Raw genomic sequence first — 17462 nt, 5'->3', positions numbered from 1 at the left:
TCTTTTAATCCTTACGCAGAACGCTATAAAAAAATCCATCACAATTTTCCTGGCCCGGTAAAATCTGCCAGCCGTATTCATTGGCGCTTCCCCAGGGAGGATTAATCGGCAAAACCCGGCATTCAGACTGCTCTTTTAGAAACGCTTTGATTTGATCTTCATTTTCGCGCTTTAGTATGGAACAGGTTGCATAGACTAGTAATCCTCCTTTTTTCAGCAAGGGCCAGACTGCATGCAGCAACTGCTTTTGCAAGCTAACAACAGGGTCAATATCCTGCTCCTGCCTGATAATTTTGATATCAGGATGCCGGCGAATAACGCCCGTAGCCGAACAAGGGGCATCGAGCAGAATGCGGTCAAACAATTGACCATCCCACCAATCCGAAGGCATTAGAACATTTCCCTGCAACACCGTCGCTTTAAGTTGTAATCGTGCCAGATTTTCCTGCACCCGCTGCAAACGCCTCTGCTCGACATCCACAGCGACACATTCCTGTAAATCGGCCTGGGACTCAAGAATATAACTGGTTTTTCCGCCAGGAGCGCAGCAGGCGTCCAGCACTCGAAGACCCGGTTCAAGCGCCAATAACTTAACAGCCGCTTGCGCGGAGCCGTCCTGCACTGAAAAATACCCCTCGGCATAACCAGGTAATTCGCGAATATCCACTGCGGTATCAATTTGGATGCCATGCGGTAAATAAGGCGGTGCTGCCACTTCAATACCTGCCTGCTCAAGTTGCGCCAAATAAGCATCGCGGGATGTTTTCAGCTGATTCGTGCGTAAGTAGAGGGGAGGATGCTGGTCATTGGCAGTTAAAATGTACTGATAATTATTGGGCCAATCTTTTTTCAAAGCCTTGATTAACCATTGCGGATGGTTACTGGAATAGGCCGGGTTATTTTCCAGCGATGCCAGAATTACCTCTTTTTCGCGGCAGAAACGCCGCAATACTGCATTAATCAAGCCTTTTGCCCAACTCTTTTTGAGCCGGTCGAGCAAGGCAACTGTTTCCTGAACAGTCGCATACTCCGGCTTGTTCAGATACTGTAACTGGAATAATCCCATGAGGATCAATAGCCAGATCTCTGGTGCCTCGGGCTTTTTATTCAGTAGTTGCCTGGCAATCAGCTGCAATCGATAATGATAACGGCAAACACCAAAACAAATCGCCTTGGTTAAGGGGCTTATCTCGGGGGATTGCAACGACTGATTTAATGAAACTTTGTTTTCAAACAGATCAATCAGAATCTTCAGTGCCTGCGCACGTTCATTTGGTTTCATTTAATACCTGACCAATCAGACTGTGGTATTTGCCGGCATTCATCCATTCCGTTATCGAAAGCGGTTTTCCTCCCGCAAATTGTAACTGCTGTATCGATAAAATACCGCTGCCTGTGGCTATACAGAGCCCTTCCTTGCTTACAGATAAAACCGTACCGGGTTCTGCATTACTCACTTCTGTTTCTACTTTGGCCTGATAAATTTTGATCATCTCGCCGCTTGCGGTGCTGGTATAACTAATTGGCCAGGGATTAAACGCTCTAATCTGTCTCTCAATAACATCAGCACCCAGCTGCCAATCGATAAGGGCATGCTCTTTTTGTATCTTTCCTGCATAGGTCACGCCTTCAGCGCTCTGTGCTTCAGGATTTATCTTGTCCTGTGCCAATAAATTCAATGTTTCCAGCAAAGGGGCTATCGAAAGCAATGAAAGTTTGTCGTGCAAATTCCCTGCCGTATCCTGAGCTTCGATGGCACAGTCCACTGACATCAGTTTTGCACCCGTATCCATGCCGGCATCCATCTGCATAATGGTTACTCCCGTTCTGGGATCGCCATGGAGTATGGCTTGCTGAATTGGCGAGGCTCCACGCCAGCGCGGCAAGAGCGATGCATGCACATTGATACAGCCAAGACGAGGAATTGCCAAAACCTGAGCTGGCAAAATTAAACCATAGGCAATCACCACCATTACATCAGGCTTTAATGCAGCAAGCTCAGCGACTGTCGATTCTGATTTAAAATTAAGCGGCTGATAAACTGGATACTGATTCTCCAATGCCCAGGTTTTAACCGCAGAAGCCTGTAATTTACGCCCACGACCGGCAGGGCGATCAGGCTGCGAATAAACAGCCAGCAAGCGGTGCCCTGAGCGAGCCAGAGCATCCAGACAGGGAACCCCAAATTCAGGGGTGCCTGCGAAAACAATCGATAAGGAAGACGTCATGATTTTCGGGCTTGCATACGTTTAAATTTATCCAGTTTCCTTCTGGCCATAGTGCGTTTTAAAGGCGACAGCAAGTCAACAAATAATTTACCATTCAAATGGTCAATCTCATGCTGAAAACACTCTCCCAACACCCCTTCACCGCTCATTTCATAGGGCTTGCCGTAGCGGTCCAGAGCTCGAATAGTTACCTTCTCCGCTCGAACCACCGTATCATATACACTGGGAACCGAGAGGCAGCCTTCCTGGTACTCCACTTTTCCTTCAGAAGCAATGATTTCCGGATTGATTAACACCAGTTGCTTCGCCTTATCCCCTTCTATATCAATTACAGAAAGCCTTAAGCTGATGCCAATCTGGGGAGCGGCAAGCCCAACGCCGTTAACGCTGTACATGGTTTCAAACATATCATCAATCAGCTGCTGCAATTCTTCGGTTATTTCCTGAACCGGCTCCGCCACCAGCCGCAGACGAGGATCCGGTAGATAAATAATTTTACGTATGGCCATGAAAACTCGTGAAAAAAATAGTTGATGGATAATATTATCGCGAATACAATGTTCGACTGCAAGATACTCCAACTAAGCTCTGCTTATAAATGTGATTAATATACAGGTTTCAGGGACAGAAAAATGCGGCATTTATTTGTCATAATAGGTTTGCTCATCTCATTCGCCACGCAGGCAGTCTCCATTCTGGAGGATTCACCCCGCCGTTATGTTGTGCAACCCGGTGACACCCTTTGGAGTATCGCCTGTAAATATCTTGCTAATCCATGGGAATGGAAGACCCTCTGGCACGCCAACCCTCGAATAAAAAATCCTAATCGTTTATACCCGGGCGCTATCATTGAGCTGCGCTATGCACATAACCAGCCCTATCTTAAGGTGCTATCGAATGGCACCATTAAATTATCTCCAAATATCCGCCCGCGTCCCCTTGAAGAGGCAATTCCTCCTATTCCACTGATGGTTATCAAACCTTTCCTGAACTCCTCGCTGGTCATGGATGAAGATCGCCTGAGAAAAGCGCCCTACATCGTGGCTTTTATGGGCGAGCATATGCTGGGCGGACAGGGAGATGAGGTCTATGTCAAAAATCTTCATCCGGATTGTAAAATGCCGCGCGGAGCGACTATTTCCTATGCCGTTTATCGTCCCAATTGCCCCTATATGGAACCCGAAACCAATCGTTTACTGGGCTACAAGGCTACACTTGTAGGCTATGCGGAATTAGTGCGGGGCGGGGAGCCAGCCACCATCCTGCTGACTGAAATTACCGAGGGAGTTCGGTTAAAAGATCGGGTGATGCTCAATGATTTTCCCGAATTTAATTTATATTTCGAACCTAAGACCCCCAATAGCCCAGTCTGTGGCTCTATTATCGATTTGCCCGGCGATTACACCCAGGGCGCGGTAGGATTAGTTGCTGTCATTGATCGCGGTCAGGATGCAGGTCTTGAGCCAGGTGATGTACTTGGCATATATTCTGAACGGAAACTGGTGGCCGACCCTCTGGATACCGCCAATCCAATTCTGCTTCCACGCGAGCGGGTCGGGGAAGTAATGATTTTCAGAACGTTTTCAAAGACCAGTTTTGGGTTGGTTGTGCGCTCAATTCGAGCAATTCATCTTGGCGATAAGGTGACTAATCCATGAGTAACAAACGCTTTTTTCTTTTGCTAAACCGCATTGAAGGTATTGGTCCACGCACTGTACAGCGCCTGTTGAATCGCTGGCCAAGTCTGGAAGTACTTTTCTCCTTGTCTAAAGAGGAAATGATTGCTTCTGGCTTAACTCCCCTGCTTGCCACCGCCCTGAGCTCTGCTGACAGAACGATGATTGATGCGGATTTAAAATGGGAACAGCAAAGCTCAATTCATCATCTGGTGACCTGGGAGGATGAACACTATCCTGCCTTGTTAAAAGAAATTCACGACCCGCCGCTGGTACTTTACGGTATTGGAAACTGGGCTTGTATAAAAAATAAGACTTTGGCGATGGTGGGAACCCGTAAGCCTTCCGTTAATGGAGATGAGATCGCCTATCGCTTTGCATTTGAACTGGCCGGAAGAGAAATTACCATCGTCAGCGGAGGTGCATTGGGCGTTGACGCGAAGGCCCATCAGGGCAGTATTGATGCCAAGGGGCAAACAATAGCGGTCATGGGAACCGGCATTGATGTGGTTTATCCTGCCCGTCATCGCCTGCTTGTAAAAAAAATTATCGGCAATGGCTTGATTTTAAGTGAATTCCCTCTGGGGAAACCACCGAGCGCTGGACATTTCCCTCGCAGAAATCGTATAATAAGTGGTTTATCTATTGCCACATTGGTTGTTGAGGCAGCAATTAAGAGTGGCTCACTGATTACAGCCAGGTTAGCACTTGAGCAAAACCGTGATGTACTTGCCATACCCGGTTCTATACATAACCCACAAGCGCGGGGCTGCCACTATCTTTTACAACAGGGAGCCAGACTGGTGACCTCAGCTGCCGATATTCTGGATGCGCTTGGATGTGATAATTGGTCTAACAATGCAGGTGGTTCCGCACAATCCCTTGCAACACATAATAAAAACCTAGTAAAGTGCATTGGTTTTGAAATCACTACCGTTGATCAGATCTGTAATCGCAGCGGTATTCAAATCGATGAAGTGGCCTGTGGCTTGGCTGAACTTGAATTACAGGGCATTGTCAAAGCAGTACCCGGCGGCTACATGAGGTGTTATTAATGAAAGACAGCTTGTTTGAAATGCTAATGAATTTATTTGAGAAAAGTCTTTCCCAATTAAAAGATGGAAGCTCATCTGATATAGGACTCGAGGCAGATGGCGAAGAAAGCGTTCAGGATAAAAACTCTTTCTTTGTCAGAGCAGCGCGTGATTCCTCTATCAGAGTGTTTACCTATGATGAGCAGATGAAATTCACCAAGGCAAGTTATCAGTTTTTAATGAAGTTAATGCTATTGGGAATCATTGCTTCCGAGACGATGGAGCAGATCATTAATCAGCTTCTTTTTTCGGAGTCTCGTTTCGTAACGCTTCAGGAAACAAAGTGGACTATTCGCAATTGTCTGGCTGAAAGCTTAAATACAGTGCAACTCGCTTTTCTTGATCTTGTGCTATATCAAAAGGAAGATGAATTACCTCTGCATTAATGATCCTTAATTAAAAAAATAAGCTAATCTCCTTCAGGCAAGACCTGAATAATTGCTTCATTGATAGCAAGAGACGAGTCAATAATACTAACAATACTGTTAAGAAACTTCTAAAGGATAAAGGTCTTTTATGAGTAAACACCTGGTTATCGTAGAATCACCTGCTAAAGCCAAAACCATCCAGAAATATTTGGGTAATGACTATGATGTACTTGCCTCTTATGGCCATGTCAGAGATCTGCCCCCACGAAAAGGCTCTGTAAATCCCGACAATCATTTTAAAATGACTTATAGCCCCATTGAAAAAAATGTAAGGCATATTGAGTCAATCGCCAAAGCCTTAAAAAAATCGGATTCCCTGCTTCTCGCAACCGACCCCGATCGCGAAGGAGAGGCCATTTCCTGGCATGTGTTTGAATTGATGCAAGAGCGTAATTTGCTCACTAATAAAGCGGTTCATCGTATATTTTTTAACGAGATTACCAAATCAGCCATACAGGAAGCAATTAAAAATCCGCGTCAGATTTCAATGGATTTAGTCAATGCACAACAAGCCAGACGAGCGCTGGACTATCTTGTAGGTTTCAATCTGTCGCCGCTTTTATGGAAAAAAATACGCCGTGGTCTTTCCGCGGGCCGTGTTCAAAGCCCAGCGCTCCGTTTAATCGTAGAACGGGAAGAAGAAATTGAACGTTTTGTGGCCCAGGAATATTGGCGGATTATTGCCTCCTGCCAGCATGATGCCAGCCCCTTTTCTGCCCGATTGACTCATTATCAGAAAGATAAACTGCAGCAGTTCAGTATTACTGGCACTGAGCAGGCACATGAGGTCAGAGAGCGGTTATTACAGGCTGCCAATGGCGAGCTTATTGTCGATAATATTGAAAAGAAACAGCGCAAACGTAATCCAGCAGCCCCTTTTATCACTTCTACTCTGCAGCAGGAGGCGGCTCGCAAGCTTGGCTTTACAGCACGTAAAACAATGATGGTTGCCCAGCAGCTCTATGAAGGGATTGATATTGGCACCGGCACCGCCGGCTTGATCACTTATATGCGTACTGACTCGGTCAGTTTAGCCAATGAGGCGATTTTTGAGATTCGGGATTTCATTCAACAGCGCTATGGCGAGAAAAACTGCCCCAAAAGCCCACGGATGTTCAAAACCAAATCGAAAAATGCTCAGGAAGCTCATGAAGCAATTCGCCCAACGACTATCAGGCAAACCCCGGAGTCTATCCAGCAATATCTGACCAGTGATCAATATAAACTCTACAATCTCATCTGGAAACGGACCGTTGCCTGCCAGATGTCAGAGGCATTAATTGACACCGTTGCCGTAGATTTAAGCTGCGGTGCGGGTAATCTTTTCCGCGCCAATGGCTCAACAATCACCTTTCCCGGCTTTCTTACTGTGTATGAAGAAGGAATTGACGATTCTACCGATGACGAAAACTCAGGCTTGCTGCCCGCTATGTCCGTGGGAGAAAAAGTAAAACTTATTGATATTGCAGCCAATCAGCATTTCACAGAACCCCCGCCGCGCTATAGCGAGGCATCGCTGGTTAAGGCGCTGGAAGAATATGACATTGGCCGTCCCTCGACTTATGCGACCATTATTCATACCCTGCAACAGCGTGAATACGTGATAGTGGACAAGAAACGCTTTGTACCTACTGATGTTGGTCGAATTGTAAATCGCTTTCTGCTGAGTCATTTTACTCGTTATGTGGATTATAAGTTCACCGCCAAACTCGAAGATACTCTCGATGAAGTATCGCGCGGTGAAAAAGAATGGATCCCCGTACTGGAAGAGTTCTGGCAGCCATTCATAAGTCAGATTCATACTACGGATACCCAGGTTCAGAGAAAGGATGTCACTTCGGAAATACTGGATGAACAATGCCCTAAATGCAGCAAACCCCTATCAATACGTCTTGGCAAACGCGGGCGATTTATCGGCTGCACCGGCTATCCGGAATGCGACTACACGCAGGATTTGAATAATCCGGAAGGAGAGAAAGCAGAGCCTGAAGTCATTGAAGGCCGGCAATGTCCTGATTGTAAAGGTGCGCTGCATATTAAAACAGGCCGCTATGGCCGCTTCATCGGCTGCAGCAATTATCCTGACTGCAAACACATGGAGCCCATAGAAAAACCAGCGGACACCGGAGTGGAATGCCCCAAGTGTCATAATCACAAAATTCTGAAACGCAAATCGCGTAAAGGGAAGATCTTTTACTCTTGCGGCGGTTATCCAAAATGCGATTATGCCTTATGGAATGAACCTATCGATACCCCCTGCCCGCAGTGCGCCTGGCCGCTGTTGACAGTTAAGGAAACCAAGCGCTTTGGAAGGCAAATTATCTGCCCGAAAGAAGGCTGCGGTTATACGGCTAAGGATGAGGGATAGGATGTCAAAGAAAGTGGCACCCACTCTTTGCGATTTAGGGTGTCACTATCAGAATTGTCAAGGTATCAGTATAACTTCCCTGCTTTGCCAGCACCTGGTTTGCCCCCAGGAGTTGCAAACGCATCGTGGCATTATTGGGCAAAACAAGACAGGTCAATCCTCCCAGAAGTTGCGCTGGGAAGGTTGATGTGGAATTTTGCCCGGAACTTAGAGAAACAAAGCTGGGCAAGTACGTACCCTATCAGGTCAAAATGACTTTAAATAGTGTCGTTTTCGCGTAGGCGGAAATCCATCTGTAAGCCATTCGCTGGCTATATAAAAAATGAGGGGAAGCCCTCAGGGCTTATTTGAGGCATCCAGGAAATGCTTGAAGTAGAGCCAAATTCATGCCCTACAACCAAGCCTTTCAAAATATTCTATAATTACTATGAAGTTAAGAGTTAAGGAGAACTCGCATGTCGTTTATTGATTTAGTGAATAGTAGTGATCACATTTTGCTTAGCGCTGAGAAAAAAGCGGACGCTGATAAAAAAGCAATGGAAAAAAGACCTGGCATCGATACCCCTGATCTGCCTCTGCCTTCCACACCCAAGGAACCCGAGATTAATATTCCGCCTAAAGAGTCGACTATTTAATCCTTGTTGGAATCCATTTCTTCTTTGCATAAAGGCTTAAAAGCGTTGAGCGGCAAGGAACTGAAGTAGCCTGTTTTCATACAGGCTAAGGTGCGCAGCATTTGCTGTTTAATAAACGGCGTTTTGCAGAAAAGGCCATGAAGCAAATCTCTCAACACTCCCATGCCCGAATGGGAAGATTGAAACCAGGGCGTGATAAACCAACTGGCGTTCTGATAATAGCGTAATTGCGCCTTTCTTCGATGGGTATACATTGACAAAGCCTGCGGCAAAGGAAACTGGTTCATACACTCATAAAGTGTCCTGGCATCCAGCAAACTTAAATTCGCACCCTGACCCAATTGCGGGCTCATCCCATGAGCAGCATCCCCAATGACCACTACCCGCCGGTCATGCCAGGGATAAACCCTGACATCAGCATAAGAAGCCAGCGCAAATTGCTGATGACTGTGCAGCTGCTCAAATAATGGCTGCAAGGCTGGCCAGATGGTGGTGACTTCTTCTTTCCACTGTTCAAAAGGCGTAGCAAGCCATTGCGGAAAATACTGCTTTTTTATACTCCAGAAAAAACTGACCATCGTTTGCTGGCTTTCAAAGCCTATGGGTAAAACACCTGCCATGATTTCAGTACTTCGATACACTTGCTCCAGGGTTTGATTAAACTGGCTGTCGCAATCTCTGGCAATTGTCCATAAAGCCCCCCAGTCATAAGGTTTGACCTTAATCCTGACCTCTAACTGTTGTCTTAGCAGAGAGCGTGAACCATCGGCAATCACGACACAATCAAAGGGCCCATGCATACACCCCTTATGGTCATACAATTCCACTGCATCGGCTGACTGTCTGAATGAGACAATCTCACAGGGATTTATAATGCGAATTCCTGTGTCTTTTATTTTGGAAAACATTTCCTGGTACAGGGCTGCTCGATGGATACCTAATCCAAAATGATGCCTGACCAAATCGCGGTAACGTAAATCCAGTACGACTTTATTTCGGTGATTAACACCAGACAAACCCGCTATGGGGGCTCCTTTAAGAATTAGTGACTGAGCAATTCCAAGCTGATTCAGCACATCGAGACCAGCGGGTTGTAATAAGAACCCGGCGCCCAGTGGAGCTAAATTTTCAACGCGGTCAAAAAGACTGACCTCAGCGTTTAATCGTTGTAAGAAAAGTGCGGCGGCAGGACCTGCAATCCCGCAGCCAATTACGGCTATTCGCAACATCACAAAACTTCTTAGTAAATTTTTATCTGCATCGGCGTATTACTGCCAATCCATGCGCGCTTCATAATTTCTGTATTAAAGGCACAATGGATTTCACCTTTTGTATTTACTGCAATAACACCCATTTCTCTTCGAGCAATATTTCGCTGATGAATCACATAGTCACAAGCCTGCTCCAGCGACCACTGGTTTAGCTCTATTAACATGGCAATAGTATGCGCAACCACCTGGGTAATCAAGGCTTCACCTTCACCCGTACCGGAAACAGCACAGGATTTATTATCAGCAAAGCAACCAGCGCCGATCATACAACTATCGCCGACTCGTCCCGGCAAACAATTACCTGTTCCACCTGTAGAGGTCGCTGCGGCCAGATTTCCCTGGGCATCCAAGGCCACCGCCCCGACAGTGCCTTTAATTTTCTTGGCAAGAATATCTTTCGTACTCTCCCGTTTACAGGCTTCCAGATACTGCTGATATTGATATTCAGTGACAAAATAATCTTTCGGTTTTAGCTCAAGATTATTCAATTCGGCAACAGCCAGCGCGCCATATCCGGAAAGAAACACATGATGCGTCTGGGTCATGATTTTTCTGGCCAGCGAAACCGGATTTTTAACCTGCTCAACCATAGAGACGGCGCCCGCATCCAGGATATGCCCATCCATAATAGAGGCGTCCATTTCCACGGCCCCCTGATTATTAAGCACTGAGCCTCTGCCTGCATTGAAGAGCGCATCATCCTCTAATTGCCGGACGGACGCTTCGACGGCATCCAGAGCAGAGCCGCCTTTTTGCAGCACCTCGTAGCCCTTGTGTAAAGCGACTTTGAGACTCTCCTCATATTCAGGTAAATGATCTCTTAATAAAGTCGTTTCCTCACTGGCTCCTCCGTGGATGGCCATTGCAATCCTATTCATCCTTGTTTCCTCTTTTAGGCGTTACTTTGGTTGGATTGTAAAGCTTACGTGTTTTAATCGAAAACCGACAGCCTTTAACCAGCAGATGAACTTTCAGATTTTCAACATAAACCGGCTCATTATCACGAACTCCGGTTATATTGGTCTGGCGTATGTGCTTGCCGTCAATAATAACCACCATTCCTGAGCCTCGACACTCTGCTTCTGAACCGTTTTTTATAATTAAGGCAGTATCTTCACCCAGACCGACTCCCAGTTGATCGGGATTAATGATAATCGCATGAGCCAGACGCGCAAAACGCCCGCGCTTGATGAAATGAGTATCAATAATGCAATTTTGGATAAAGCCCAAACCTGAAGATGTTTTTAAATCTTGCTCAATCAGCGCCTCTGCCAGTCCACCTTCTGTAATCATGATGGAAGACATCACCATAGCCCCGGCACTGGTTCCGGCTACAATAAAATGCCTGTCATCAATATAACGCTGGCGGATAAAATCAATGAGGCTGGTTCCCCCGATGATAGTTGCCAATCTGAATTGATCACCTCCGGTGAAAAAGACCGCATCGGCAGCTTCTACGCGGCTCAGGTAATGCTTGTCTCTTGCCTCCATTTTATCTTCAATATGGATAAAGCCGGGGGCCTTATAGCCAATATCATGAAAAGCCTTTTGATAACGCTCTTTGACTTCTTCCTGAAAACGGCTTCCGGAAGTAATGATTTCAATTTTTTTATTTTTTGAGGCATTGAATAACTCCCGGAGAATTTCATAACGCTGTAACTCTCCGGTATCTCTCAAAGGGAATGGCGGTTCTTTATCGCCCACATCTTCCGCGCCGCCAATAATCAGCATTTTACCTTTAGCAAGCATGTACAGGCTCCTAGTTGGCTACGAGCGTCGTTGCATGAGCACTTGCCTGCAATTTTTTAATATGGGCAATTCCAGTCATCACATCCTCAGGAAAATAAAAAATGAAGGAGCCTGGAGCCGCCTTATGCAGGACATGCTGCAGAGCATCCATTTCATCTGATATTATTTTAATCTCTTTGGATTCAAAGTCTTTTGCCTGCTCTATTCCTTCCAGAAGCAAAGTCGTTAACTCCTCATTACTGCGCCCTCTGCCGTCTTTGTCATGACGAATTATAATTTCATCAAACATTCTGGCCGCATAGGTTCCAATTTTACGAATATCCGTCATTTTACGATCGCCGGTTGCAGCGATAATACCAATTTTTCTTGTGGCCGGCTGTTGACTGATATACCCCTCCAGATGCTCAAAAGCAGCTGCATTGTGACCATAATCAATGAGGATACGGTAATTTTCAAAAGCAAACAAATTCATTCGCCCAGGAAGGTTTTCAGCGTTGGGCTGAAATTCATGCAGCCATGCAGCGATATTTTCAAGACTAAAGCCGGAAAGATATCCAGCAAGCACAGCGGGCAAAACATTTTGGATCATTCCGGAAGCTTTACCGCCAAAGGTCAGCGGAATTTTGGACAAATGCGTGATTGTTACCTCTTTGTTGCCTTCTTTAAGCACAATTGAGCCGTCCGACAAATAAATTGCCAAACCACCCTCCTGACAGTGGGTTCTGATCCGCTCATTGGCTGCCTGCATACTAAACAGTGCCACCGAAGCCTGCACTGCGTTCTTCATTTGATACACCAGATCATCATCAGCATTTAAAATGGCATATCCTGTTTTCATGGTACTGCGCGGCACCACTTCCTTCACACGGGCGAGCTCTTCCAGTGTATGAATTTCATCAAGGCCAAGATGGTCTTCAGAAACATTGGTCACAATGCTGATGCTGCTCTGATCAAACCCTAAACCCTCACGTAAAATACCGCCTCTTGCACATTCGAGTACTGCGTAGTCGACTAAGGGATCGCGAAGAACCACTCTGGCACTGAAAGGCCCGCTGCAATCGCCTCGATAGACTTCCTGCTCGTTAATATAAATTCCTTCAGTGGAAGTCAAACCCACATGCCGGCCTGCTTTTCTGGCGAACCAGGCAACCAGTCTTGCTGTTGTGGTCTTGCCATTCGTTCCGGTTATCGCAACTAGCGGAATGCGGGATTCGCTTCCTGCCGGGAATAGCATATCAATCACTGGGCGGGCTACATTACGTGCCTTTCCGCATTCGGGAGAAAGATGCATGCGAAAGCCAGGGCCTGCATTCACTTCAATAATAGCCCCATTACTTCCGTTCAGGGGTAAACTAATATTTTCAGCCACCACATCAATACCGCATATATCCAGGTGCATAACCCGCGACACCCGTTCGGCTATAAATATGGTTTGCGGATGGACTATATTGGTCACATCAACCGCAGTGCCCCCCGTGCTCAGATTGGCGGTATGTTTAAGATACAATACTTTTCCGGCTGGCAAAATGGAGTCCAGGCTCAGATTTTTTTCCGCAAGAATAGCCATTGTGCTGGCATCTATTTTGATAGTGGTCAGAAACTTTTCATGATGCTCGCCACGATTTGGATCCTGATTCACGGCATCGATGAGCTGTTGTATAGTGGCTGTACCGGTTCCTACAATCATAGCCGGGGTACGTTTGGCCACCGCAATGACTTTGTGATTAATCACCAGAAATCGGTAGTCATGACCGCTGATGAACTGCTCCACAATAATCCGGTCAGAAACCTCAGCTGCCAGCTGAAATGCCGCCCGCGCTTTTTCCTGATTGCAGATGTTAGTGGTTATTCCTCGCCCGTGATTGCCGTCAACTGGTTTGATGACACAGGGATAGCCCACTTTTTCCAGAGCCTGCCCCAGGGAGCTCAGATCTTCAATAATCATACCGCGCGGAACTGGAATATAGTCGTTCATCAATAATTGCTTGGTTCGCTCTTTATCCGCCGCATTATCCACACCAATATTGCTGGTCAGACCAGTGACTGTGGCGCAGATTAGTTTTTGCTGACAGCCATGTCCCAACATAATCAGCGACGAATCATTCAAACGCGCATAGGGAATATTTCGTTTGGCCGCTTCATCCACCAGGGATTGGGTAGAAGGTCCGAACCCTTCATGCTGTTTGATTTGTTTTAGCTGCTCTAAATGATGGTCTACCAGGGTATAGGGACGCTGATGCGCCAGAGTGCTTATCAGCTCGACTGCCGCTTTGGCAGCATAAAGCCCTGCAGACTCAATTTCATAGGAGAATACGACATGATAAATGCCTTTTTCGTTGGCTGAGCGCGTTCTGCCAAAGCCGCACTCCATTCCCGCCAGCCACTGAAGTTCGAGAGCGACATGCTCAATGACATGGCCAAGCCAGGTTCCATCATCAAGCCGTTTAAAGAACCCGCCCTCACTGCTTTCCGAACAGAAATGATTATACAACGAGGGCAGTAATTGTTTTAAACTCTCATTGAATCCAGGAATTGCGCTACTTGGAAACTCCTCGAACTCCTTTAGATCAAGCTTCATGGCAATCAGTTTCTGTCTGGTATTTGACCAGTAATTAGGCCCACGCAAAACTCTGAGATTTAAAATATCCATTTTTTAGTTATTCCCTGTTAAATGCAATCCACTGTCATAAACTAAGGTAAATTTAACTGAAGTTGCGAATGTTCCTTGTAGTCACATCTTCCAGAACGGGTACAGATTACAAATGAAGAACCTTCCAAGCAGAAATAACACATTATTACATCATAACCTGTTGATCAATAACCAAATGTAGATATAAGCGGTTATACGTAATATTTTTCCAGAGACGAGGCAAAACTGCTGTCCGCAAAATTGGGCCAGTTATCCTTGTCAAATCCTGGAGCGTTTTTCAGACGCTCTTTTTCAATCTGCAAAACAAAACAGTCATCTTCTTTATTGTAGTTGAACAAATGCCAGGGAATAGCAAAAAATTTATTACCAAATCCCATGAAACCGCCAAAGTCTAAAACCAGATAGTTCACTCGTCCTGAAATCTTATCAAGAACCACCTCATTAATATCGCCCAGATATTCTCCGGCATTATTTTTGACTTTGACTCCGCTGACTTCACTGGCCTTGACTACATGCCGCTTCCCCATGTGTTCTCCTGCAAAAATCAGTCCTTAAATTAATGATAGAACAGATTACCTGCATGCGCTTTACAAATCGTGCCAGCCCGGCTAAAAGCTCCTGTTTGCTGATATGGCAATGACCCTGCCATTCTGAAAAAGCACTTCATAAAGAAATTCATTAGGAGACTGCTGATAGGTCCAGACTTCATACACATCAGAAGCAATACCATAGGGAATATCGAAATTATTCACCAGAAGGGAGGAGTCCTGGTAAATATCCTTTGCTAATGGAGGGCCGCACTTGCGCTCTACAATATATTTGCTGTCACCTTCAAATACCAATGACTGCTTACAGCGCATTGCAAAACCCAAATCGGAGAGACACAGGGCAATAAACAAACCAGCTAGCAATCGGTGAATGTTCATGTTGTATTTTTACAGAAACTATATGCTAGATATAGCACATGCGATTTCGCTATTGCAGTTCCAGATAAATTTTTTGCATGCGCTTTAGATTGCATTTAATGACGTTCATCGCATCAAGACTTGGTTTGAGCTGTTCAGGTGCATTCATTTTCCCGATATGCAGCAACCATAATAACCAGCTATGGAAGCACAAATACCATAACAGCTCATCCTCCTGAGGAAGCCTGGCAATTGACTGGTAGCCTTTTAGCGTCATGGAAAAATTAGTTTCACAGAAAATTGCCTCTGGTACAGCGGCACAATTGATTGCCAGGCCAATTAACTCAACGAAGGGATGAATAAGGCCGGCGCTTTCCCAGTCAATGATTGCAACGAGCTGATTACCTGACCAAAGCAGATTCCCCATATGCAAATCACGATGACTGGCGACCCAATCCTGTCTTTTGTAATCCGGATTGCTCTCGATTAGATGAATTAAATCCATTATCCAGGATTGCAGTTTAAACTCGGACGGCCAGCAGAGTGCGGGCCAATACTGAAAGTCTAAATCGGGTTTCTGGCTGGAATGAATCCTTGCCAACACCTGTCCGGACATAAATGCCTGCTGAGATGCAGGTTTCTGGATGGTTTTGCCTTGATGATAGGGATAAAGCAAATGAATAGTATGCTCTTCCTCGAAAATCTGACTGGGGGAAGCGGCCTGATAATTATTGAAATGCTGAGCCAGATTTGAATTCACCTGGTATTTCAGCGCTTCGCTATTCGAAATTGATCGATAATCGGTAGTTCCCAACCAGTTTTCCTGGGCAAACCGCTTATAAATCCATTCACTCCCATCGATGAAACGAAGATAGAAAAGCTGATGACCCGAATCCTGTTTCAGAACCCGCTCAGTGAGAATTCTATCCCCGAAATAACGTCTGACCCATTGATTCACTGCCATTAAGTTAAGCTCAGTTGTATATTAAACTGTCGTCTCACGTAAGACATAAGTATAAAGCAGTAACACCCAAAAGGTAGATAGATTATCAGCAAAAGATCATCTACCAAGCCGATCGTGGCTCATTTTACAAAGTGATACTCTCTTATTTTTCACCATGAGCAATTTTGTGAGGAGCGTTCAGGGTTGGCATGAGGTCAGCTGATGGCATTCCTTTTTCTGAATATGGCATGGTAGCCACTCAGGTATTTTCATGATTTAATGGAAATTTTGCGCTGCTGAATCAGCAAGTAGGCTACAGCAATAAGGATTGCAAATGGGAATAATACAGGATAAAGGGAAACGTATTGCTTTGTGGTATTTAGGAGCAGCAGGATTAATTCTTTATAGCCAGCTCCATGCCTCAACCCCGTTATGGACATATTCAGCGCCAAGCCCTGCCGTGGTGACGGTTTCGGGGTTTGAGACAGCAACGGTTTCCTATACTGTAACAAATTTGTCGGCCAGGTGGAAAAACCTGATCTTACAACCTATCCCGGGAGTCAGCGCTTCAGCCTGTCATCTGGCCGGAAGACTAAGCAGCTGCCAATTAACCCTAACCATCCATGGCGGAGCAATTCCACCACAAGGGATCCATACCGGCCCGGTTCTGTGCGAACAAGCTAACCCCAACCAATGTTACCAACCCACCTTAGACAAGCAATTAAATGTGAATCAGACATCTGGGCTCGGGCATTTGCTGTTAAGCCAGTATGGCGTGCCAGTCGGAGCCTTGTCGCTTCGCCCTGGCGATAGCGGGGTACTGGTGCTTACCAATACCGGCGGAAGCCTGGTTTCTGCGTTGAATATTCGTTTCCCTTTTGGGTGGGGTAACTATTTTACCAATAACTGCCCAACCCTGTTGCAGCCCCAACAAAGCTGTACGCTCACCTACTCCATCCCTACGCCATCAGCAACAGGCGTTTTAAACCCATTGTTCATCCTGGCAACAGGAGCTGATAACAGTATAAATATCCCAGTCAGCATCCAGGCCATCGGTGCTGCCAAATGCTGGGGGCAAAATCGCTTCGGCCAACTCGGCTCGACCATCAACAGCGGTAATTTTAATACCAACGACAGTCCGCTGGATGTACAAACGCTAAGTTCAGGAGTAGTGGCGTTGACCGAAGGAACCTATCATACCTGTGCCCTGCTCGATACGGGAGGCGTTAAATGCTGGGGGGTGAACATTTCTGGCCAGCTCGGTTCCACCACCAACAGTGGTACTTTTAACACCAATGATAGCCCGCTCGATGTGCAGACTTTAAACACTGGCGTGGCCGCTTTAGCTGCAGGATTAAATCATACCTGCGCCCTGCTCGGCACCGGGGCTGTTAATTGCTGGGGGGATAATGCATATGGCCAGCTTGGATCCACCACCAACAGCGGCACTACTAATCCAAACAACAGTCCGCTGGATGTACAGACTTTAAGCTCAGGGGTGGCGGCTTTAGCCGC

Annotated in this window: 17 protein-coding genes; 6 read left to right on the top strand and 11 right to left on the bottom strand. The window is 46.1% G+C overall.

Annotated elements, in window-relative coordinates:
• Positions 1-4: 4 nt before the first annotated feature.
• From rsmB to def, 3 genes are read right to left on the bottom strand one after another with little or no spacing between them, the layout of a single operon-like run.
• Complete coding sequence (gene rsmB, locus LXA66_RS10035; protein WP_233013052.1) at positions 5-1282, bottom strand: 16S rRNA (cytosine(967)-C(5))-methyltransferase RsmB; 1278 nt, start codon at positions 1280-1282, stop codon at positions 5-7.
• Positions 1269-2228: a methionyl-tRNA formyltransferase gene (gene fmt / locus LXA66_RS10030; protein ID WP_233013051.1), complete on the bottom strand. Its 960-nt coding sequence runs from the start codon at positions 2226-2228 to the stop codon at positions 1269-1271. The genes rsmB and fmt overlap by 14 nt, the downstream gene beginning before the upstream one ends.
• The gene (gene def, locus LXA66_RS10025; RefSeq protein ID WP_112220194.1) at positions 2225-2737 is read right to left on the bottom strand and encodes a peptide deformylase; all 513 of its coding nucleotides are present in this window, start codon (positions 2735-2737) and stop codon (positions 2225-2227) included. The genes fmt and def overlap by 4 nt, the downstream gene beginning before the upstream one ends.
• Positions 2738-2860: 123 nt before the next feature.
• Here def and LXA66_RS10020 point away from each other — a divergent pair, with 123 nt between their 5' ends.
• The 4 genes from LXA66_RS10020 to topA all read left to right on the top strand — a co-directional run bounded on the left by LXA66_RS10020 (position 2861) and on the right by topA (position 7794).
• Positions 2861-3886, top strand: coding sequence for a LysM peptidoglycan-binding domain-containing protein (locus LXA66_RS10020; RefSeq protein ID WP_233013050.1), 1026 nt, complete (start codon positions 2861-2863; stop codon positions 3884-3886).
• A complete protein-coding gene (gene dprA / locus LXA66_RS10015) occupies positions 3883-4959 on the top strand; it encodes a DNA-processing protein DprA (protein WP_233013049.1) in 1077 nt (358 codons plus the stop codon). Before LXA66_RS10020 ends, dprA begins: the two co-directional genes overlap by 4 nt.
• The gene (locus tag LXA66_RS10010; RefSeq protein WP_133139411.1) at positions 4959-5384 is read left to right on the top strand and encodes a DUF494 family protein; all 426 of its coding nucleotides are present in this window, start codon (positions 4959-4961) and stop codon (positions 5382-5384) included. The genes dprA and LXA66_RS10010 overlap by 1 nt, the downstream gene beginning before the upstream one ends.
• 130 nt (positions 5385-5514) lie before the next feature.
• Entirely contained in the window at positions 5515-7794 is a 2280-nt protein-coding gene (gene topA / locus LXA66_RS10005; RefSeq protein ID WP_233013048.1) for a type I DNA topoisomerase, read from the top strand.
• A 34-nt stretch (positions 7795-7828) separates the two neighbouring features.
• On the opposite strand, the gene LXA66_RS10000 is transcribed toward topA, so the two are convergent.
• Complete coding sequence (locus LXA66_RS10000; protein WP_233013047.1) at positions 7829-8023, bottom strand: hypothetical protein; 195 nt, start codon at positions 8021-8023, stop codon at positions 7829-7831.
• 226 nt (positions 8024-8249) lie between these two features.
• Here LXA66_RS10000 and LXA66_RS09995 point away from each other — a divergent pair, with 226 nt between their 5' ends.
• A complete protein-coding gene (locus LXA66_RS09995; RefSeq protein ID WP_233013046.1) occupies positions 8250-8429 on the top strand; it encodes a hypothetical protein in 180 nt (59 codons plus the stop codon).
• On the opposite strand, the gene LXA66_RS09990 is transcribed toward LXA66_RS09995, so the two are convergent.
• From LXA66_RS09990 to LXA66_RS09960, 7 genes are all read right to left on the bottom strand, one after another.
• On the bottom strand, positions 8426-9658 hold the full coding sequence (locus tag LXA66_RS09990; protein ID WP_233013045.1) for an NAD(P)/FAD-dependent oxidoreductase: 1233 nt from the start codon (positions 9656-9658) through the stop codon (positions 8426-8428). The genes LXA66_RS09995 and LXA66_RS09990 overlap by 4 nt on opposite strands.
• Positions 9659-9669: 11 nt before the next feature.
• Positions 9670-10578 (bottom strand): isoaspartyl peptidase/L-asparaginase family protein, encoded by a 909-nt coding sequence (locus tag LXA66_RS09985; RefSeq protein WP_112220169.1) that lies wholly within the window; start codon positions 10576-10578, stop codon positions 9670-9672.
• On the bottom strand, positions 10571-11449 hold the full coding sequence (locus LXA66_RS09980) for a cyanophycinase (protein WP_112220170.1): 879 nt from the start codon (positions 11447-11449) through the stop codon (positions 10571-10573). Before LXA66_RS09980 ends, LXA66_RS09985 begins: the two co-directional genes overlap by 8 nt.
• 10 nt (positions 11450-11459) lie before the next feature.
• Complete coding sequence (gene cphA, locus LXA66_RS09975) at positions 11460-14099, bottom strand: cyanophycin synthetase (RefSeq protein ID WP_233013044.1); 2640 nt, start codon at positions 14097-14099, stop codon at positions 11460-11462.
• A gap of 191 nt (positions 14100-14290) precedes the next feature.
• Entirely contained in the window at positions 14291-14626 is a 336-nt protein-coding gene (locus tag LXA66_RS09970; protein WP_058506281.1) for a PRC-barrel domain-containing protein, read from the bottom strand.
• Between the two features lie 81 nt (positions 14627-14707).
• Entirely contained in the window at positions 14708-15025 is a 318-nt protein-coding gene (locus tag LXA66_RS09965) for a DUF2845 domain-containing protein (protein ID WP_233013043.1), read from the bottom strand.
• A gap of 49 nt (positions 15026-15074) precedes the next feature.
• Positions 15075-15968 (bottom strand): phosphotransferase enzyme family protein, encoded by an 894-nt coding sequence (locus tag LXA66_RS09960; protein ID WP_233013042.1) that lies wholly within the window; start codon positions 15966-15968, stop codon positions 15075-15077.
• A gap of 313 nt (positions 15969-16281) precedes the next feature.
• On the opposite strand from LXA66_RS09960, the gene LXA66_RS09955 reads away from it, so the two are divergent.
• A partial coding sequence (locus tag LXA66_RS09955) for an RCC1 domain-containing protein (protein ID WP_370637237.1) occupies positions 16282-17462 on the top strand: 1181 nt, incomplete at its 3' end.

The sequence above is a fragment of the Legionella sp. 16cNR16C genome (assembly GCF_021297775.1).
Lineage (GTDB): Bacteria > Pseudomonadota > Gammaproteobacteria > Legionellales > Legionellaceae > Legionella_C > Legionella_C quinlivanii_A.
This window is presented reverse-complemented; position numbering and strand designations above follow the sequence as displayed.